The sequence below is a fragment of the Streptomyces sp. NPDC042102 genome, from assembly GCF_055582305.1.
This window is the reverse complement of sequence record NZ_JBVJDL010000005.1, coordinates 381527-400675: the sequence shown is the minus strand read 5'-3', so window position 1 is coordinate 400675 and position 19149 is coordinate 381527. Positions and strand designations below refer to the sequence as shown.

At 73.8% G+C, this 19149-nt stretch carries 13 protein-coding genes; 3 read left to right on the top strand and 10 right to left on the bottom strand.

The window, feature by feature from the left end:
- Window positions 1–92: 92 nt before the first annotated feature.
- The 6 genes from fxsT to ACZ6KO_RS23930 all read right to left on the bottom strand — a co-directional run bounded on the left by fxsT (window position 93) and on the right by ACZ6KO_RS23930 (window position 9787).
- Complete coding sequence (fxsT, locus tag ACZ6KO_RS23955) at window positions 93–4061, bottom strand: FxSxx-COOH system tetratricopeptide repeat protein (protein ID WP_469306029.1); 3969 nt, start codon at window positions 4059–4061, stop codon at window positions 93–95.
- The gene (locus ACZ6KO_RS23950) at window positions 4058–5422 is read right to left on the bottom strand and encodes a TIR-like protein FxsC (RefSeq protein WP_469306082.1); all 1365 of its coding nucleotides are present in this window, start codon (window positions 5420–5422) and stop codon (window positions 4058–4060) included. The genes fxsT and ACZ6KO_RS23950 overlap by 4 nt, the downstream gene beginning before the upstream one ends.
- Before the next feature lie 43 nt (window positions 5423–5465).
- A complete protein-coding gene (locus ACZ6KO_RS23945) occupies window positions 5466–6251 on the bottom strand; it encodes an AAC(3) family N-acetyltransferase (protein ID WP_469306028.1) in 786 nt (261 codons plus the stop codon).
- Window positions 6248–8500 (bottom strand): radical SAM/SPASM protein FxsBH, inactivated beta-hydroxylase extension form, encoded by a 2253-nt coding sequence (gene fxsBH / locus ACZ6KO_RS23940; protein ID WP_469306027.1) that lies wholly within the window; start codon window positions 8498–8500, stop codon window positions 6248–6250. The genes ACZ6KO_RS23945 and fxsBH overlap by 4 nt, the downstream gene beginning before the upstream one ends.
- Window positions 8501–8529: 29 nt before the next feature.
- Entirely contained in the window at window positions 8530–8694 is a 165-nt protein-coding gene (gene fxsA, locus ACZ6KO_RS23935) for an FxSxx-COOH cyclophane-containing RiPP peptide (RefSeq protein WP_401456545.1), read from the bottom strand.
- 160 nt (window positions 8695–8854) lie between these two features.
- Complete coding sequence (locus ACZ6KO_RS23930; protein ID WP_469306026.1) at window positions 8855–9787, bottom strand: alpha/beta fold hydrolase; 933 nt, start codon at window positions 9785–9787, stop codon at window positions 8855–8857.
- A gap of 251 nt (window positions 9788–10038) precedes the next feature.
- Here ACZ6KO_RS23930 and ACZ6KO_RS23925 point away from each other — a divergent pair, with 251 nt between their 5' ends.
- Window positions 10039–13611, top strand: a complete 3573-nt coding sequence (locus ACZ6KO_RS23925; RefSeq protein WP_469306025.1) for a DNA polymerase III subunit alpha — start codon at window positions 10039–10041, stop codon at window positions 13609–13611.
- 209 nt (window positions 13612–13820) lie between these two features.
- On the top strand, window positions 13821–14783 hold the full coding sequence (locus ACZ6KO_RS23920) for a DNA polymerase Y family protein (RefSeq protein ID WP_469306081.1): 963 nt from the start codon (window positions 13821–13823) through the stop codon (window positions 14781–14783).
- Here the strand turns inward: ACZ6KO_RS23920 and ACZ6KO_RS23915 are convergent.
- Window positions 14760–15170 carry a hypothetical protein gene (locus ACZ6KO_RS23915; protein WP_469306024.1) on the bottom strand — a complete coding sequence of 137 codons (411 nt, stop codon included), beginning with the start codon at window positions 15168–15170 and terminating at the stop codon, window positions 14760–14762. The two genes, ACZ6KO_RS23920 and ACZ6KO_RS23915, sit on opposite strands and share 24 nt — an antisense overlap.
- 295 nt (window positions 15171–15465) lie before the next feature.
- Between ACZ6KO_RS23915 and ACZ6KO_RS23910 the strand changes: the two genes are divergently transcribed.
- Window positions 15466–16338: an esterase/lipase family protein gene (locus ACZ6KO_RS23910; protein WP_469306023.1), complete on the top strand. Its 873-nt coding sequence runs from the start codon at window positions 15466–15468 to the stop codon at window positions 16336–16338.
- Between the two features lie 30 nt (window positions 16339–16368).
- Here the strand turns inward: ACZ6KO_RS23910 and ACZ6KO_RS23905 are convergent, their stop codons facing one another.
- From ACZ6KO_RS23905 to ACZ6KO_RS23895, 3 genes are all read right to left on the bottom strand, one after another.
- On the bottom strand, window positions 16369–17439 hold the full coding sequence (locus ACZ6KO_RS23905; protein WP_469306022.1) for a lytic polysaccharide monooxygenase auxiliary activity family 9 protein: 1071 nt from the start codon (window positions 17437–17439) through the stop codon (window positions 16369–16371).
- 181 nt (window positions 17440–17620) lie between these two features.
- Complete coding sequence (locus ACZ6KO_RS23900) at window positions 17621–18145, bottom strand: ribonuclease FAU-1 family protein (RefSeq protein ID WP_469306021.1); 525 nt, start codon at window positions 18143–18145, stop codon at window positions 17621–17623.
- Complete coding sequence (locus tag ACZ6KO_RS23895; protein ID WP_469306020.1) at window positions 18142–19098, bottom strand: GNAT family N-acetyltransferase; 957 nt, start codon at window positions 19096–19098, stop codon at window positions 18142–18144. Before ACZ6KO_RS23895 ends, ACZ6KO_RS23900 begins: the two co-directional genes overlap by 4 nt.
- Window positions 19099–19149: the final 51 nt, after the last annotated feature.

Here is a 19149-nt window from a genome sequence, read left to right as displayed (position 1 = left end):
CCCAGGTTGCCGATCGATCGGTTCGCCGGTGGTGCGGGCCCGGCGGGCCCGGCAGCCGCCCGGCCGCCGCGCCCGCACCGCCGGCCGGCGGATCACACCGCCAGGGGCTCCAGGTCGCGGTGGACCCGGCGCTCGTCGCGGGCGAAGCGCGTGAGCCCGTGCTCCTCGCCCAGCAGCCGCGTCAGTTCGTGCACCACCTCGGTGCGCACCCGCGCGGCCTCCTCCTTGCGGCCCACCGCGTCCAGGCTGACCGCCATGTTCGAGGTCAGCGCCAGGGTCTCCGGATGGTGCGTGCCCAGCGCCTCGCGCAGCCGGGCCGCCGCCGCCCGCTCGATCTCCAGCGCGCCCCGCGGATCGCCGAGGTCGGCGAGCGCGTTGGCCAGGTTCAGGTGCGCGAAGATGGTGTGCGGGTGCATGTCGCCCAGCACGTCCTGCATCAGCCGGATCGTCTGGCGCAGCATCGGCTCGGCCGTCTCCGCCGCGCCCGTCCCCCAGTGGAAGACCGCCAGGTTGTTCAGCGCGGCCAGCGTGTACGGGTGCCGCTCGCCCGGCACCTTCATGTACTCGTCGACCACCTCCTGGGCCAGGTCCCGGGCCGCGGCCGTGTCCCCGGTCGCGTACAGGTCGGAGGCCATGTTCAGTTCACAGGCCAGCAGGTCCGGGTTGACCGAGGTGTACTTGGCCCGGTACCGGTTGCGGGTCGCCGTGGTCAGCCGCCGCGCGTCCTCCAGCTCGCCGGCCCGGCGCAGCGACACGGCGAGGTTCTTGGCCGCCGACAGCGTGCCCGGGAAGGCCCGGCCCAGCTGCCGCTTGTAGATCTCGTACGTACGGCTCAGCAGCTGCACCGAGTCGTCGTAGCGGCCGACCTCACGCAGGTCACGGGCCAGGTTCTGGGCCGAGGACAGGGTGTAGGGGTGCTCCGGGCCCAGCACCTCGGTGCGCCGGTCGAAGACCTCCTGGTCGATCTCGCGGGCCCGCGCGTACTGACCGACCATGCGCAGGTTCAGCGCCAGGTTGTTCGCGGCGGCCAGGGTGCGCGGGTGCGCCTCGTGGAAGATCTGCCCGAAACCCTCGTGGGCGGCGGTCGCCAGCTCCATCGCCTCCCCGTACCGCCCCAGCGCGCCCAGGTCCATCGCCAGACCGCTGGTGGTCATGTACGTGTGCGGGTGCGAGGGGCCCAGCGCCTCCCGCTGCCGCTCCAGGGTGACCTCGTCCAGCTCCTTGGCCTCCACGAACCGCCCCTGCGAGCGCAGGATGTTGGACAGGTGGAACCGCAGGTACAGGTACTGGAGGTCGTCGTTGCCGAGCATCTCGCGCCAGGACTCGCGCAGCTCCTCGCCCAGCTGGTACGCGGCCTTGAAGTCACCGCGCTTCCACAGGTAGCGCACCCGGTCGATCAGCAGCCGCCGGGTCTCCGGCTCCTTGCAGAACCGGGCCTCCGACGGGGTCAGGTGCGGCCAGATCGTGTTGAACCGCGGCCACGTCTCCGGGTTGTCGATCGGCTCGTCGTCGTCCGGCCGGGCCCCCGCCAGCACCCGGTGCACCGCGTGCCGCGCCTCGCGCTGCTCCTCCTCGGTCAGCTGCGCCCGGATCACCGCCTGCACCAGCCGGTGCACCTGGATGCTGTTGCTGACCTGGTCGACCTTGGCCAGCGCGAACCGGCCGATCTCCCGGATGACCCGGCCCAGCACCAGCTTCTCCTGCAGCGAGGAGTCGTACGGCTTGAGCGCGTCGATCATCTCCTTGCTGTAGAGGAGGTTGGCGCTGATCGGCTCCGGGGCGAAGAAGGCGCACAGCTGGAGCAGCCGCACGGCCGCCGGAGAGCGGGACTGCAGCCGCTCTATCGACACGTTCCAGGTGGCCGCGACCGGCTCCGGGTAGCCCGCCGGCTGGTTCAGCGCCAGGACCCGCGCGGCCTGCTGGGCCAGCTGCTCCAGGTACGCCGAGACGGGCGTCGCGGTCTCCGCGATCCAGGCGCCGGCCTGCTCGACCGCCAGCGGCAGGTCACCGACCGCGATCGCCACCTGCTCGGCGTCGTCCTTGGTCAGCCCCGGGGCGCGCCGCTGGAGGTGCTCCACCGACTCCTCGCGCAGGAACACGTCGACGGACAGCGCGTCGCCGTACTGCGACCAGCTCTGGTTGCGGGAGGTCACCAGCACGTGCCCGGGCCCGCCCGGCGGGAAGAACCGCTTCAGGGCCTCGGGGTCGTCGGCGTTGTCGAAGACCAGCAGCCAGCGCGCGGAGGGCACCCCGCGCCGCAGCAGGTCGATGGCCTCCTGGGAGGCGGCCGCCATGTCCTCGCCGGCCTGCGCCCCCAGCCGTACGGCGAGCTCCGCCAGGCCCGCGACCACGTCGTCGGTCTGCTCCGAGGAGATCCACCACACCAGGTCGTAGTCCGCCATGAAGCGGTGCACGTACTCCAGCGCCACCTGCGTCTTGCCGACCCCGCCGAGCCCGTACAGGGTCTGCGGCTGCGGCAGGACCACGGCCATGCCGCCGCCGAGCTGGTCGCGCATCCGCTCCAGCACGATCGACCGGCCGGTGAAGCCGGGGTTGCGGGGCGGCGCGTTCCAGATCTTGGGCACGGTGCCCGGGAAGCGCGGCCCGGGCCCCGAGGCGCCCGCCACCGTGTCGGCCAGCGCCATGGGCCGCTCCACGGCGCGCAGCAGGGCCGCCGTCGCGTGCACCTCGTCGAGGCGGAACAGGTCCACCGGGTTCCGGTCGATGTACGGGGTGCTCAGCCGTACGTCGCCCACCCGCAGCGGTATGAGCTGGCGCCGCCCGCCGGTCGGGTCCTCGGCGGCGGCCCGCTCCCACACGTCCACGGCGCGCGCGGACTTCAGGTACGCGCTGGAGAGCAGCACCACGGTGCGGGCGGCGGTGTCGATGCTGAACCCGGCCCCGCCCAGCGTGTCGCCGGGCGCGGTGTTCGCCGGCCGCTCGGCGGAGACGTCCCGGGGCACCACGCGGAAGCCGGCCCGGGTGAGCACCGACTCGATCCAGTCGGCCCACATGCGGTTCTCGGCGACGTACGACAGGAAGAGGTCGGCGGGCAGCGCGGGGCGGCGGCGCGTGAAGGCGTCGCGGATGCGCAGCCGCACCTCCTCGTTGATGGACGGCATGGCCGTGACCTCGCCGCCGCTGACCACGGTGGTCAGCCGCTCGAAGGCGGAGAGCAGGGAGTTGGTCAGCCCCGCCTCGTCGCCGAAGGTCGCGAGCGTCTCCTCGTACGCGTAGTAGGGCCGGTACGGGATCTCCACCGCGCCCCAGTAGGAGGTGAGGTCGTCCCCGGCGAGCCCGCTGGGGAAGCGGTCGAACTTCAGGCGGGCCAGGGCCCGGCCCGCGTCCGCCTTCTCCTTCTCGCCCTCGTCGATGCGCATCGGGACGGGGTAGATCTTGATGCCGCGGTCGCCGAAGCGGTCGTCGATCTGGCGGGCGACGGCGGCGGCCCCGTCGATGGACTGGTCGGAGAGGGTGAAGCAGTCCACCAGGATGTCGGGCAGGTGCACGGTGCAGATGTCCGCGATGTCGGACAGTCCGGTGCGGCTGTCGATCAGGACGTAGTCGTAGTTGTGCTTCATGTCGTCGCGTAACGCGTCGAAGAAGTGCCCGCCGCCCAGGCGGTCGTAGAAGTTGTCCCAGTCGAAGGTGGACACGGTCGCCGAGTACTCGCGGTTCTGCCGGCCGGCCGAGACGAAGTCGAGGGTGCCGCCGTCGGGGAACTCCCAGCCCAGGGTCTCCGGGGTGAGGGAGACCGCGTGCGGCTGGATCCGCGCGTAGTCCTTGTGCCAGTCGTCGGCGCGCTGCACGGGGCTGGTCGCCGCCCACGCGTACTCGCTGATCAGGTCGATGACCCCGGTGGTGGCGCCGAGCGTGGAGGGGTCGAGGAAGGGGTGGAAGAACCGGTGCAGGCCGGGCGCCTCCAGGTCCCAGTCCACCGCCAGCACCCGCTTGCCGTTGGCGGCCAGGATCCAGGCGGTGTTGGCCAGCGCCATGGTCCGGCCGGTGCCGCCCTTGTACGAGTAGAAAGTGACGATGCGTCCGTCACGACTGGCTGTCATTCGGCGTCCCCCGCATCGGTGGTCTGGTCGGCGTTCCCCGCGTCGGACGGGAACGGGGCCGGCCGTGACGGGCCCGGACCGGTCATTCCCATCGGCCCGAGCAGCCGGGGCCGTTCGGTGTGCGCCCCGCCCGCGGGCGGGTACACCTGGGCGTGTCTGAGGAACTGCTGGGCGGCGGCCTCGACCACCTGCGGCAGGATCTGCCCGAGCGTCTCCATGTTGGCCACGCCGTTGGCGGCGGCCCGGCAGGCGGCCCGGCCCTGGCCCATCTTGACCGGCATGGTCTCCTCCAGCTGCTGCACCAACTCCCTCTCCTTCGCGCGGCTCTGGTGGTCGTAGCGGTTCCACGGCACCACCACGCTCACCCACGGCCGGGGCTCCTGGTCGAAGGCGGCCAGCCGCTGGCGCCGCTGCTCGTCGGCCACCGCCCAGCGGTCGACGATCAGGATCTCCGGGCGGGTGGGCGGCGACTTGCTGTCGAAGTGCCCGGCCTCGTCGTCGAAGGAGGCCATCGTCGTCCGGTAGTTCAGGGTGCGGACCAGCTCCTCGGCGAGGTGGGCCACGGGCCGCTGCGCGGCCGGGTGGTAGGGGTTCCAGTCCAGGGCGGAGTCCCCGTAGTACTCGGGGCTGCGGCCCTCGGGCAGGTCGTGCCGGGTGGCGGCGGCCACCGACACGTGCAGGGAACGGGCGGTGCCGCCCGGGCCGGCGCCGCGCGGGCCGAAGGCGCTGGGGACGCCCCGGTAGTCCAGGGGGCGGCTGGAGTCGAGGCGGACGGACTCGGCGACCCTGACGATGCGCTTGGCGAGTTCGTACACCGCCCGCTCGTACTGCTCGGCGTACCCGCGCAGCTTGATCAGGCCGTACAGGCCGTCGGTGACGTAGCGGTCCCCGAAGGTGTTGTGGTTGAACTGCAGCCGTTCGGCCGGGCCCGGCAGCTGCGCCGGCGGCACCGGCACCCACAGGGCGGGCACGATGGCCTCGGCGTTGGTGTTGTTGGCCGCGCCGTGCCGGATCGCCCGCTGGGCGAAGGCGAACCACTCCTTGCCGCACATCTCACTGGCGAAGTACCGCGGCGAGAACAGGGGGACGAACACCCGGCAGGTGGCCAGTGCCGCGCCGAGCCGCTCCGACCAGCCCTCGCCGCTGCGTATCTCGCGGTCCATGAAACCGGCGTCGGACCCGGCCGGAAGATCGGTCAGCGCCATCACATGGCTGCAGAGATCACGGAAGAGCCGCTCGACCCACATGTCGGGGTCGGGCCCCCCGGCCCCGAATCTCGGCGTATGCGCATAGCTGAGAAAGAAGTACGGCTGCACTGATGCGGGCACACGACCCCCGTCCCGAAGATGCGAGAGAAACATCATTCCGGAGCTGCTTCACCACATCCCCTCATGGTTCAGTCAATCAGCGTCTGTTTTCGGTCATCCAGGCCAGGGCGTGATCGACCGCGTCGGGCAGCGAGAACAACATCGTCTCCGCCCTCCCGCCGGCCCCGCCCAGCCGCCCCCGGCGCACCAGGGAATACGGGAAATCCTTGCCGATCCGCTCGAAATCACCGTCGTCGAGCGCGACGTCCTCGTATGCGGTCCACTGATCACCCCCCGGTAGGTTCACCACACACGCGTACATGCGCAAGGGGGGCTTGGGAATTCGGTACTCCGCGAGATGGAACGCCGTACAGGCGGAGAATCCCACGTTGATCATGAGTACCTGGCCCCCCTCGCAGCACAGCGTCCCCAGTGGTGACTCCTCCCCCACATGGCAGGTCAGCCGGTGATCCGCACAGATCCGTTCCGCATCCCGGCCGAGCGCCGCGAACGAGGTCTGCGGATGCGCGCTGCGCGCGGCCCCCGGCGCGGTGCGCACCGCCTCGGCGAACGCGCCCATGCCCTGGCTCGGGGTGCGGCGCGGGTCGAAGGCGGGCATCCGGTCGCGGAAGGCGCGTACCTCGTCCTCGTCCATGCCGCGGATCCGGGCCAGATGGGCGCTGGAGGTGGTCGAGTTCTCCGGGGTGAAGGCGGGCACGACGAGGGTGCCGCGCGGGCCGAGTACGCCGACCAGCGCGTCCCGCAGCGCCGTCGGGGACAGCCCGGTCCCGCCGAGCGCGGCGTGCACGAGCAGCCGCGCGCCGGGGCGCACCCCGGCCAGCCGCAGCTGTCCGGCGAGCCCCGGCGCCCCGGGACCGCTCACGCGTCGACCGCTTTCAGTTCCCACCGCAGCTCCTCCACCAGGCGTTTGCCGCTGCTGGTCAGTTCGGCCGCCCCGGACAGCCGGTCCAGGGCCCGGTGGATCCGGTCGGAGGCGGGCGCCCGGCCCGGCTCCGTGGCCCGGCGGTAGGCCTCGACCGCCACCCGCTCGTGGACGTCGGCCAGCAGCCGGGACACCGGCACCGGCCGCTCGCGCCAGGGCGAGGGGTGCTGCCAGGCGCCGTCCAGGGCGTACAGGTCGGCCACCTCCGTCAGCGCCCGCAGCCGGGCCCGGCGCCGGCCGGTCAGCAGGGCCAGCGCCGTCTCGCGCACCCCGGCGGCGTACGGCAGGCCCAGCGCTCCCGGCCCGTGCCGGCCCGCCTCGCCCCGGTCCCCGGCCCGCGGGCCGCCCGCGAGCGGGGTCAGGGTGGTCAGCCCGGCGGCCGCCGACCGGGCGAACTCGGGCACCGACCGGTGCAGCAGCGCCCAGGCCGCGCCGAGCCGCTCGCGCCACTCCGCGGCCTCGCCCGTGCCGAGTCTGAGCCGGGGCGGGCGGGCGAAGCAGTTGCGGTGCGGGTCGAGGTCCTCCAGTGCCAGCGGGGCGGCGTCCGGTGCCGGGGCCCAGCCGCGCACCGGCTGCCACCGGGCGTCGCCGGCCGCCGCTCCGAAGCGGTGCTCGCGGCCGTCCTCGCGCACCGCGTAGCCCTCGCCGGTGGCGCGCAGGCCGGCCCGGCCGTCCGTGCCGGGCTCGCGGGCCCGCAGCAGGCCCAGCGTCGGCAGGTACACCTCGCCGTCGCGGTAGCGGATCTCGGCCGGCAGCTCCAGGCCGCCGCGCAGCACCGCGGCCGCGGCCAGCGCGGCCAGCCGCCGGGCGGCCCCCGGCCGGTCGGGGCGGCCGGCGGTCGCCCGGTCCAGCGCGGTGAGCACCCAGGTACGGGTGTACGGATGGCCCAGGACGGCGTCGAGGGCGGCCTCGCCCGCCGCTCCCGCGCCCTCGACGGCGGTCAGCAGGGCCCACGCCCGGTCCCAGTCCGCGTCGCCGGCCAGGTCGGCGTGCAGCCGGGCGAGCAGGACCCGGGTCAAGTGGTCGTGGACGGCGTCCAGTTCTCCGGTGTCCGTCAGCGCCGCCGCGGTCGCCTCGGCGGCCGTGCGGGCTTCGACGCCCTCGACGAGTTCCCGCAGGTCGGCGCAGTACACGGACGGGTTGTCGAAGCCATTGGCGGCACGGTAGCGGTGCGTGTAGAGGCCGCCGCCGCACGAGCGTACGACGGGGCAGCGGCGGCACGTGTCGCTGACCCCGGCCAGGCCCAGCTGCCGGGCGCGGACCCCCGGATGGGCCGCGACCTGGTCGAAGGAGTGCGCGAAGACGTCGAAGCCGGTGGCCGCGGCCCCGTCGTAGGCGGTCTTGAGGGAGTCGACCTGTTCGAGGGTGCCGTCCGTCTCGACCACCACGAGGTCGGTGGGCGCGAGCCCCAGCGACTCGGTCAGGCTCGGTCCGCCGCGCAGGGTGCTCAGCAGCGACTCGAAGAGCCGTACGGGGACCGGCCGGCCCAGCCGGTCCCAGTGGTCGAAGACGCGCAGCAGCCAGCGCGCGTACGCGTCGGGGGTGCCGTCGGGGCGGGCCGGCGGCGCCTCCCAGGTGGCGTGCGGCAGGAGGAAGTCCACGCGCGGCGGTTCGAGGGCGACCAGGGCGTCCAGGACGGCCACCGGGTCGTTGGCCACGTCCACGGTGCACAGCAGGCCCAGGTAGAGGTGGCGGTAGCGCTCCGAACGGAGCAGGTCGACGGCGGCGAGGACCAGGGGGTGGCTGGTGCGGCCGTCCGCGAAGCGGCGGTGCCGGTCGTTGGCGGCGCGGTCGCCGTCGAGCGAGACCCCGACGCGGACGTGGAACTCGTCGAAGAGGTCGAGGTGACGGCGGCTCAGCTGGAGGCCGTTGGTGTGGATCCGCAGGTCCAGTGCGGCGGTGCCGGCCAGGGCCCGGGTGAACTCCTCGCACACCAGACGGAGTCGGGCGGTGCCGGCCAGCAGGGGCTCACCGCCGTGGAGGATGACCGTGACGGACGGGAGCGCATGGGCGCGGGCGTGGTCGGCGAGCCGCGACGCGGTGTGGGAGACAGCCTCGGGGGAGATCACCTTCGGCCGGGCTCGCCAGCTCTGGTCTGCGTGTTCGTAGACGTAGCAATGATCACAGGCCAGATCGCACCTGCTGTGGACTTTCAGGACGATCTCGCGAAATGCGATCAGGCCGGTCATTCCACCAGTCTAGAGCGCTTACTCCGGGCTCAGAGAGCAGAGTTGAAGATGGGTGTCTGAACCGTGCGACCGGATTCCGTCGGCAGGACGCGACCGAGGGCGGCGGTGGCGGCGGCGCTGCGGACGTCGATCTCCGCGAGCGGGACCCGGCGGGTCTTGTCCGTGCCGGTCGGAGGGGTTGCGGAAGTGTTCACGACACCGTCCTTGGAGAGGCCATGTGAATGGTTGGAATGGGCATGGAAAATGACAAGAGCGAGTCCGCTGGTGTCAGCGTGGACTTTACCTGTCTGCGCCCTATTGGCAACCGAGACATGACGCCGGGTCAAGCGTTCTATCGAAAGCGTGACGGATTAGTCAGGTCGCATTCCGCGAGGGTTCACCGAGGGGGTCGGAGAAGGGGTTCGGCAGGGGGTCGGCGGGGGTTTCGCGCAGCAGCCAGGTGAGGACCTCGGGGAGCGCGCGGAAGGCGGCGAAGTGGGCCGCCTGCGGGTCGATGGTGGTGGTCGCGCCCGGGATCCGCCGGGCCAGCCAGCGGGAGTGCCCCACGGGCGAGAACACGTCCTGCTCGCCGTGCCAGATCAGCACCGGGCAGCGGATGTCGGCGGGGTCGAACCCCCAGGGCCGGGAGAAGGCGAGGACGTCGTCGATCCAGCCGTACGCGGAGGTGCGCAGGCCCTCTCGGTAGTTGCGCAGCAGCATGGTGCGCAGCCCGCTGTCCGAGACGATCATCCGGTCGTTCTCCGTGAGCTCCCGGCGCAGTTCGTCCAGCAGCTGCGCGGGGTTGCGGCGGATGCCGTCGGCCCGCGGGATCAGCCGGGCGGCCAGCTCCTCGGGATCGGCCGAAGCGGTGGTGTACTCGCGCACGTTGGAGGCGCCCATGCCCTCGAACCAGTCCAGGTCCTCCGCGTCCCGCGGGGCCAGTGCCACCAGGACGGCGGTCCGGGTGACCCGGTCGGGCAGCAGCGCCGCGCAGGCCAGGGCGCCCGGGGCGCCGCCGGAGCGGCCGGCGACCGCGAAGGTGTCCAGCCCCAGGGCGTCGGCGATCGCGGCGACGTCGGCGGCGACGTCGGCGACGGTACGGCCCTGGTGGCGGTCGGAGCCGCCGTAGCCGGGCCGGTCGTAGGCGATGAGCTGCATCCGGCGGTGGTAGAGGACCATGCCCCGGGGGGCCGGTCCCAGACGGCTGCCGGGCATGCCGTGGAGCAGGAAGACCGGCTTGCCGCGGGGGTCGCCGAACCGCTCCACCATCAGATGCCGCCCGTCCGCCACGCGCACCCGATCGCGCACGCGTTCCCTCCCTCACGGTCGACGCGCGTTGTCACCGTGATTGTGCGCGCTGGGGGAGGAGCGCGGTAGGGCGCACTTCGCGGGACCTTCCGGTGACACCGGGCCGTCGCGAGCGGGTGACGGGTCGGGCGAAGCCTGCGCGGGCGAACCGAGCCCTCAAAAAGTCGAACATACGTTTCGTACGGGCATTCGAATTGGTCTATGGTGGAGGTGGGGGAGGTGTTCTATCGAGGGAAAGCAGGAGGCCGCGGGTGGCTGGATTCACGCATCTGCACACCGTTTCCGGGTTCTCCATGCGCTACGGAGGCTCGCACCCGGAGCGGCTGGCGGAGCGTGCCGCCGAACGGGGCATGGACGCCCTCGCCCTCACCGACCGCGACACCGTCGCGGGCGCGGTGCGGTTCGCCAGGGCGTGCGCGAAGGCCGGGATCCGCCCGCTGTTCGGGGCGGACCTGGCCGTGGCCCCGGCGCCCCTGCCGTCCGGAGGGACCGGCCGGCCGCCGGCCGCCGGGACCTCGCACCGCCTGCGCGCCCCCGTCAAGGGCGGCGCCTTCGTCGACGAGTCCGCCGCCCGCGCGGTCTTCCTGGCCCAGGACGGGGCCGCCGGCTGGGCGGAACTGTGCCGGATGATCACGGCCGCGCACGCGGGTGGACACGGGACCGGTCCGGCCGGTGCCTGGGACGCGATCGACGGCGAGACCGGTACCGCGGGCGCGGCCGGGACCGGCGCTGGGACCCGGGGCGGGGCCGGCGCCGGGCAGCCCGTGGTGCCCTGGGACGCTCTGCGCGGGGAGGGCGTGTACGTCCTGCTCGGGCCCGGGTCCGAGGTGGGGCGGGCGCTGGCCGCCGGCCGGCCCGACCGGGCCGCGCGCCTGCTCGCGCCCTGGCGGGAGGTGTACGGCGACGCGCTGCGCCTGGAGGCCGTCGACCACGGCCGCACCGGTACCGGCCCCGGCTCGCTGCGGCTGGCCGCCCGTACCGTCGGCTTCGCCGCCGACCAGGGCGTCACCGCCGTCCTGACCAACGCCGTCCGCTACGCCGACCCCGGCCAGGGGCCGGTCGCCGACGTCCTCGACGCCGCGCGCCGGCTCGTGCCCATCGATCCCCGCGGCCCCCTCGACAGCGGCGAGCGCTGGCTCAAGGACCCCGGCGCCATGGCCGACGCCGCCGACCGGATCGCCCGCGCCGCGGGCCTGCGCCCGGCCGACGCCCGCCGCCTGCTGGAGGACACCCGGCGCACCGCCGAGGGCTGTGCCGTCGACCCCGAGGACGACCTGGGCCTGGGCTCGGTGCACTTTCCCGAGCCCTGGCTGGTCGGCGCCGCCCACCGCACCGCCCAGCGGGTGCTGGAGTCCCGCGCCGCCGCGGGCATGGTGCGGCGCGGCTACGCCGGCCGGCGCGCGTACTGGGACCGGATGCACCACGAGCTCGACATCATCGCCCACCACGGATACGCCTCGTACTTCCTGACGGTCGCCCAGGTCGTGGACGACGTACGGCGCATGGGCATCCGGGTGGCCGCCCGCGGCTCCGGTGCCGGGTCCCTCGTCAACCACCTGCTCGGCATCGCGCACGCCGACCCCGTCGAGCACGGCCTGCTGATGGAGCGCTTCCTGTCCAAGCGGCGCTCCGTGCTGCCCGACATCGACATCGACGTGGAGTCCGCCCGCCGGCTGGAGGTCTACCGCGAGATCATCGGCCGGTTCGGCGCCGAGCGCGTCGCCACCGTCGCCATGCCCGAGACCTACCGGGTCCGGCACGCCGTCCGGGACGTGGGAGCCGCCCTGTCCATGGACCCGGCCGAGACCGACCGGCTCGCCAAGGCCTTCCCGCACATCCGCGCCCGCGACGTCCGCGCGGCCCTCGCCGAACTGCCCGAACTGGCCGGCGTACGGGCGCGGGCCGAGCGGTACGGCCGGCTGTGGGACCTGGTCGAGGGCCTCGACGCGCTGCCGCGCGGGATCGCCATGCACCCGTGCGGGGTGCTGCTCTCCGACGCCTCCCTGCTCACCCGCACCCCGGTGGTGCCCACCAGCGGCGAGGGCTTCCCCATGTCCCAGTTCGACAAGGACGACGTGGAGCACCTCGGGCTGCTCAAACTCGACGTGCTCGGCGTACGGATGCAGTCGGCGATGGCCCACGCGGTCGCCGAGATCGGGCGGACCACGGGGGCGCGGCTGGACCTGGACGACCCGGCGCAGGTGCCGCCGGGCGACCGGGCGACGTACGACCTGATCCGCTCCGCCGAGACGCTCGGCTGCTTCCAGATCGAATCGCCGGGCCAGCGGGACCTGGTGGGCCGGCTCCAGCCGTCGACCTTCCACGACCTGGTCGTGGACATCTCCCTGTTCCGCCCCGGACCGGTGGCCGCCGACATGGTGCGCCCCTTCATCGCCGCCCGGCACGGGCGCGCGCCGGTCCGCTACCCGCACCCGGACCTGGAGGGTCCGCTGCGCGAGACGTACGGGGTGGTGGTCTTCCACGAGCAGATCATCCAGATCGTCGACATCATGACCGGCTGCGGGCGCGACGAGGCGGACCGGGTGCGGCGCGGGCTCTCCGACCCCGAGTCGCAGGGGCGGATCAAGGTCTGGTTCGCGCAGCGCGCGGGGGAGCGGGGCTACGGGGCCGACGTGATCGCCCGGACCTGGGAGATCGTCGAGGCGTTCGGGTCGTACGGCTTCTGCAAGGCGCACGCGGTGGCCTTCGCCGTGCCGACGTACCAGTCGGCCTGGCTCAAGGCCCACCATCCGGCGGCCTTCTACGCCGGACTGCTCACCCACGATCCCGGCATGTACCCCAAGCGGCTGCTGCTGGCGGACGCGCGGCGGCGCGGGGTGCCGGTGCTGCCGCTGGACGTGAACCGCTCGGCGGCGACCCACCGTATCGAACTGGTGTCCGACGAGCCGCGGGTGTGGGGGCTGCGACTGGCGCTGTCCGACGTCCACGGCATGAGCGAGGCGGAGGCGGGACGGATCGAGGCCGAGCAGCCGTACGCCTCCCTGCGGGACTTCTGGGACCGGGCCCACCCGGGGCGGCCGGTGGCCGAACGGCTGGCACAGGTGGGCGCGCTGGACGCGTTCGGCGCCAACCGCCGGGACCTGCTGCTGCACGTCTGCGAACTGCACGGCGCGCAGCGGGCCGCCGGTGCGCGGGGTGCGCGCGGCCCCCAGCTCCCGCTGGAGGGCGGGCGCGCCACCGCCGCCCTCGGCCTGCCCGACCTCGGCGACGCCGAGCGGCTCAGCGCCGAGCTGGGCGTCCTCGGCATGGACGCCTCCCGGCACCTGATGGACGACCACCACGCCTTCCTGGCGGAACTGGGCGTGACCCCGGCGCGGCGGCTGCGCGAGACCGAGCACGGGCAGACGGTGCTGGTCGCGGGCGCGAAGGCGGCCACCCAGACCCCGCCGATCCGCTCCGGGCGGCGGGTCATCTTCACGACGCTGGACGACGGGACGGGCCTGGTGGACCTGGCCTTCTTCGACGACAGCCACGAGGCCTGCGCGCACACCGTCTTCCACTCCTTCCTGCTGCTGGTGCGCGGTGTCGTCCAGCGGCGCGGGCCGCAGAGCCTGAGCGTGGTGGGGGCGGCGGCGTGGAACCTGGCGGAGCTGGCCGAGGTGCGTGCCACCGGCGGCCTGGACGCGGTCGCGGCGCGCCTGGCGGAGCCGCTCCCGGTGGCGGCGGACCCGGGTGACTCCGGGCGGCGGATCCAGCTGCCCACCGGGTACGAGATGCACCCGTGGGCGGACCTCCAGCCGGCGGGCGAGGGCGTGGCGACGGGGCGGAAGCTGTGGCATTCCAGCCCGGGGAGCGCGGGATGACCCGGTACCGGCCGACCCCCGGCCCACTGGAGCAGGTGCTCGGCGGAGCCCCCGGGGCTTCAGCCCCGCCGGCGATTGAGGCGCCGGGTCCGGAGCGGGGGCCCGGCGATCCAGCCCCGCCGGCGTTTGAGGCGCCAGGTTCCGGGCGGGGAGCCGCGGCTTCGGCCTCGGTGGTGGTCCGGGCGTCGGGTGCGGTGCTGGCCGTGCGGATGCGGGCGCCCGGGGGCGGGGGGATCGGGGCCGAGGCGTACGCCGGGGTGCTCGGGCTGTTCGAGGCCGTCACGCCCGCCGTGCAGCCGGTGCCCCCCGACACCGTCCTCCTCGACCTCCGCGGCGCCCTGCGCTACTTCGGCCGTGACGCGGCCGAGCTGGCCGCGCTGATCCGGGTCAGGGCCCTCGCCCTGTACGGCGTCGAGTGCACCGTCGGCGGCGCCGGCAACCCCATGCTGGCCCGGATGGCCCTCCGCGCGGCCGGCCCCGGCGGGACCCTGATCGTCCCTCGGGACGAAGCCTCCGTACGGGAGTTCCTCGACCGCAAGCCCGCCGTCGCCCTCGACGGCATCGGTCCCGGGACCGCCCGCACCCTGTGCCGGTACGGCCTCGACACCATCGGCCGGATCGCCGCCGCCCCGCCCGCCACCCTCCGCCGCATCCTCGGCCCCCGCGCCGGCCGCGAGCTCCACGAGCGGGCCAACGGCATCGACCGCACCCCGGTCCGCCCCGGCGCCGCCGCGCGCGCCCTGGCCGGGGAGCGGTCCTTCGACCGCGACGAGCTGGATCCCGTACGCCACCGCCGGGCCCTGCTCTCGCTCACCGAGGAACTCGGCGCTACCCTGCGCGCGCGGGGCCGGGTGTGCCGGTCGCTGACGCTCACCGTGCGCTGCGCCGACCGTACGGCCGTCACCCGCACCCGGAGTCTTCCCGAGGCCACCGCCCACTCGGCCGCCCTGACGGACGCCGCCTACGCGCTGTACGCCGCCCTCGGCCTCCAACGGGCCCGGGTCCGCGCGGTGTCGCTGCGCGCGGAGGACCTGACTCCCGTCGAGCGGGCGTCCCGGCAGCTCAGCCTGGATCCCGAGGACGACAGGGCCCGCCGCCTGGAGGCGGTCACGGACCGGATCCGGGGCCGCTTCGGCCCGGCCGCCATCTCACGCGGCAGCCTCGCCGCCTAGGTGTGATGCGCCCGGGCGCGCCGTCCGGACCAGGGCCAGCAGGCTGAGGGCGAACATCACCACGCCCAGGGGGACATGGACCGAGGGCACGTGCGCGATGCCCAGCACGACCTGCGCCGAGGCGAGGAGGAGGAACCCGGTGGCGTACAGGACGGGGCGCGGGGAACCGCCGCCCGGGCGCCAGGCCAGGACCGCGGCGAGTACGTACAGCATGGCGGCCGCGTACATCACCTTCGAGCCGACGTCGTGCATCAGGTACCCGTGGGACGAGGTCAGCAGCATGCCCGCGGTGACCGCCTGGAAGAACAGGGTCAGGGTCTGCAGGGCTGTCGCGGTCCTGAGGAAGGTGAGGCCGCGCGGCGCGCCGGCCGGTGTTCGTCTGGTCATGCTGTCTCCTGCGTCTCGAGGGGTCCGGCCTCAAGACACCGGGCGACTCACCGATGTGACGGCCTGTGAGCCAGATCACTCGCAGAGGGGCGGGCGGGTTCGGTCCACGACGACCCTGCGGCGCGGTCCGCTTATCACACGCGCCGTTCGACACCCGATTTTTTACTGACGCGTAACTTCCAACTCTTGCTACTGGACCGTAATTTAACGGCAGCAGCACCCCTTGTGATCCGGATCACGGGACGACGAACCCCCACGACCATCCCCTTGAGTCGAACCGCAAGGAGATCACACGATGCTGCCCTGGAGACGCCTGCTCCGCCCGCTGGCCGTCCTCGCCCTCACCGCCGCCGCGCTCGTCGCCCCCACCGGAACCGCGCAGGCGGCGCCCGCCGCCACCACCGCCACGAGCAGCGGCTGGAACAACTGGTCCTGCAAGCCGTCCGCCGCGCACCCGCGCCCCGTCGTCCTCGTGCACGGCACCTTCGGCAACTCCGTCGACAACTGGCTCGGCCTCGCGCCGTACCTGGTGCACCGCGGCTACTGCGTCTACTCGCTCGACTACGGGCAACTGCCCGGCGTGCCCTTCTTCCACGGGCTCGGCCCCGTCGACAAGTCGGCCGAGCAGCTCGCCGTCTTCGTCGACCGGGTGCTCGCCGCCACCGGCGCCAAGGAGACCGACATCATCGGCCACTCCCAGGGCGGCATGATGCCGAACTACTACGTCAAGTTCCTTGGCGGCGCCGCCAAGGTCAACGCGCTGATCGGGCTCGCCCCCGACAACCACGGGACGACCCTGCTCGGGCTCACCAAACTGCTGCCCTACTTCCCCGGCGCCGAGGACCTGATCAGCTCCGCCACCCCGGGGCTGGCCGACCAGATCGCCGGATCGGCGTTCCTGACGAAGCTCAACGCGGGCGGCGACACCGTCCCGGGGGTCAGTTACACCGTCATCGCCACCCAGTACGACCAGGTGGTCACGCCGTACCGCAGCGCCTTCCTGACGGGGCCGAACGTACGCAACGTGGTCCTGCAGGACCTGTGCCCCGTCGACTTCTCCGAGCACGTCGGGATCGGTCTCACCGACCGGATCGCCTGGCACGAGGCGCTCAACGCGCTCGACCCCGCACACGCCAAGCGGACCACCTGCGCCTCCGTCTTCGAGTGACGCGCAGGTGGTCCGGACGGACCGCCGGGGTCAGCGGCCGTGCCGCCCCCCGACGGTCCGGCGGCGGGCCACGGCGAACAGCACGGCCGTGCCGACGGCCAGGACGCCCGCGCCGCCGATCGCGATGAGCGGGGTGGTGCTGTCGCCGCCGGTCGCGGCCAGGCCGGTACCGGCCTGGCCGTCGGCCTCGCCGGTGCCGGCCACCGCGGTCGCCCCGCCCCCGGGGGCGTGGGGGACCGCGCTGCCCGGAACACCGTTGGTCTTCGGGTCGTTGTCACCGTGACCGTTGTGCTCGACCGAGGACTTGCTCTGCCCGGCCGCGATCTGCTGGTCGGTGGGGGCCGACGGCTTCGATGCCGGCTTCTCCGACGGCTTGGCGGAGGGCTTGGCGCCGCCCTGGCCGCCACCGTTCTGGTTGCCGCCGTTCTGGCCGCCGCCGCCCGGCACCGGGGCGGTGCCGCTGTCCTTGCCGAACACCACGTCCGAGCAGGTGTAGAAGGCCTCCGGGCTGTCCGAGCGCTGCCAGATGCTGTAGATCAGGTGGCGGCCGGACTTGTTCGGCACGGTCCCCGTGAAGACGTAGTCACCGTTCTGCATGCCCGGGTCGGTGACCTTCGCGAACGGCGCGGGCTCCAGGTCCGACCACTTCAGCGGCTTGGCGGGGTCGTAGCCGTCCTTGGTGACGTACAGCTCGAACGACCCCTTGTGCGGGGCCGTGCCCTTGTAGCGGAAGGTGTGCGGGCCCGCCGACATCGGGCTGGCCGGCCAGTCCCCGCGGGCCAGGTCCAGACCCTGGTACTTGTCGTTGCCGGCCGAGCACAGCTGGCCGTTGGGGATGAGCGAGCGGTGGTTCCCGGCGGCGTTGGCGATGTTGACCGCGTTCCAGTCGTAGAACGCCTGGGTGCCGCTGGCCGCCACGGCCGCCTTGCACGCGGCCGACTTCGGCGCCTCCGGCCCCTCGGCGTAGCACGCGGCCACCCGGCTGACCGGGTCCGTCATCGAACCGTGGGCGGCGGCCGGGGTGACGGCGTACGCGGTGACGGCGAGCGGCGCGAAGCCGAGCGCGGCGAGACGGGTGACGGTACGGCGGCGTGCGGGCATCGGTGGGATCTCCTTCGAGCAGCGGTCGGGCCGTGCGGCGCCACGCCCCCCGTGGGTCGCGACGCCGCCCCGTGCCCTGTCCTGTCCCGGCCAAGCTAGCCGCCCTGACCACGGCTTCCGCCGGGATCTGGGCCCCGGAGGGGATCCTTAGGTTCCCTTTAAGGAAGGGCTAAGCGCCCCGTCAGGATGCGCCCCCGAGGGCGCCCCCGAGGGCGTGCCCGGGGTGCTCGCCGAGCAGCTTCGCGAAGCCGCCGGAGCGGGCCAGGTCCTCCAGCTCGTCGAGGGCGGCGACGGCCGCGCGGGCCGCCTCCGGGTCGCGCCCGGCCAGGCCGCTCGCCGCGAACTCGTCCTCGTCCAGGCGCCGTACGTCCGTCAGGTCCGCCGAGACCCACAGGTCGAGATCGAGGTCCTCGACGAGGATCCCGTCCTCCCCTACGGCCGTGGGGCGGGTGATGTCGCAGTACCAGCCCTTGAGCGCACCCGCGCCGGTACGGACCTCCTTGACCGCGAACCAGCGGTCCCGCCAGAAGTGCTCGACGAACACGTCCCCCGGCTCGAAGCGGACGAAGCCGAAGTCACGGACGCCGTCCGCCGCCCACGGGGCGCGGACGGTGACGCGCGCGCCGTCGTCGCCGAGCCGCTCCGCGGGGTAGCTGATCTTGGTGCGGCCGCCCTTGGTCAGCGTGACGGTGACGCGGTCGGTCACGGCTGGTCCTTCCTCAGTCGTCTGGCGTGCCGTACCTCGGTGGCGCAGATCTCGTAGCCGAACCGGGCGTTGACGGCGAGCATCGGTGCGTTCCCGGCGTCGTTGCCGGTGAACGCCTCCGTGTAGCCGGCCGCGCGGGCCCGGCGCAGGGAGTCGGCCTTGGCGAGCCGGGCCAGGCCGCGGCCGCGGTGGGCGCGCAGGGTGCCGGTCATGCCGGAGGCGTAACGGGTGCGGCCGTCGGTGAGGGCCGCGGTGAAGGCGGCCACCGCGCCGTCGACCAGGACCACGGTGGTGAGGTCCTTGTCGAGGTCGGGGTTGTGCCAGGTGTGCCGCAGCCAGTCCTCGTAGTCGTCGAACTCGGTGTCGATGTCGCCCGGTTCGTCGGCGGTCGTCTCCGCGTCGGCCTCGAAGAGGGGGCGGGGGTCGGCGGCGAACGCGGACCCGGGGCGCAGCTCGACGCCGGCGGGCAGGTCGGCCGGGGGAGCGGGGAGCGTAACGGTGGCCAGGTCCAGGCGCAGGAAGTGCGCGCTCCGGCTCGCACGGTAGCCGTGCCGCTCGGCGAACGCCCGGTGCCCGGGCTCGTCCAGCACCCACGCGTACACGTCGACGGCGCCCTCGGCCGCCAGGTACGCCTCGGCCGTGCGCAGCAGGGCGGTGCCGGCCCCGCGCCCGCGGTGGGCCGGGTCGACGTAGGCGTTGAGGTACGACTGGCCCGGCTCCGGGCTGTCATGGGCGATCCCGACCTGCGCGGTACCGACGACGTGGCCGTCGGGGGTCTCGGCGACGAGGATGCGGTAGCGCCGGGCGGGAGGGGAGTTGGTGAGTTCGGACGCCACCCCGGCGGCGGTGGTGATCATGAAGGGCAGGGTGGCGCGGCGCACCCGTACGACGGCCTCGGCGTCCACGGGGTCACCGGGGCGGAGGTCGCGGATCAGAACGGTGGTATCGGTCACGGGCCCCGACGCTACGCATGGTCGCCGCCGGACCGCCTCCGAATTACCGGT

What these genes read in the sequence shown, in the direction of transcription:
- fxsT (WP_469306029.1), bottom strand. Translation starts at nt 4,061, where the DNA reads ATGACAGCCAGTCGTGACGGACGCATCGTCACTTTCTACTCGTACAAG.
- ACZ6KO_RS23950 (WP_469306082.1), bottom strand. Translation starts at nt 5,422, where the DNA reads ATGTTTCTCTCGCATCTTCGGGACGGGGGTCGTGTGCCCGCATCAGTG.
- fxsBH (WP_469306027.1), bottom strand. Translation starts at nt 8,500, where the DNA reads ATGACCGGCCTGATCGCATTTCGCGAGATCGTCCTGAAAGTCCACAGC.
- ACZ6KO_RS23920 (WP_469306081.1), top strand. Translation starts at nt 13,821, where the DNA reads ATGCGGGCGCCCGGGGGCGGGGGGATCGGGGCCGAGGCGTACGCCGGG.
- ACZ6KO_RS23915 (WP_469306024.1), bottom strand. Translation starts at nt 15,170, where the DNA reads ATGACCAGACGAACACCGGCCGGCGCGCCGCGCGGCCTCACCTTCCTC.
- ACZ6KO_RS23910 (WP_469306023.1), top strand. Translation starts at nt 15,466, where the DNA reads ATGCTGCCCTGGAGACGCCTGCTCCGCCCGCTGGCCGTCCTCGCCCTC.
- ACZ6KO_RS23905 (WP_469306022.1), bottom strand. Translation starts at nt 17,439, where the DNA reads ATGCCCGCACGCCGCCGTACCGTCACCCGTCTCGCCGCGCTCGGCTTC.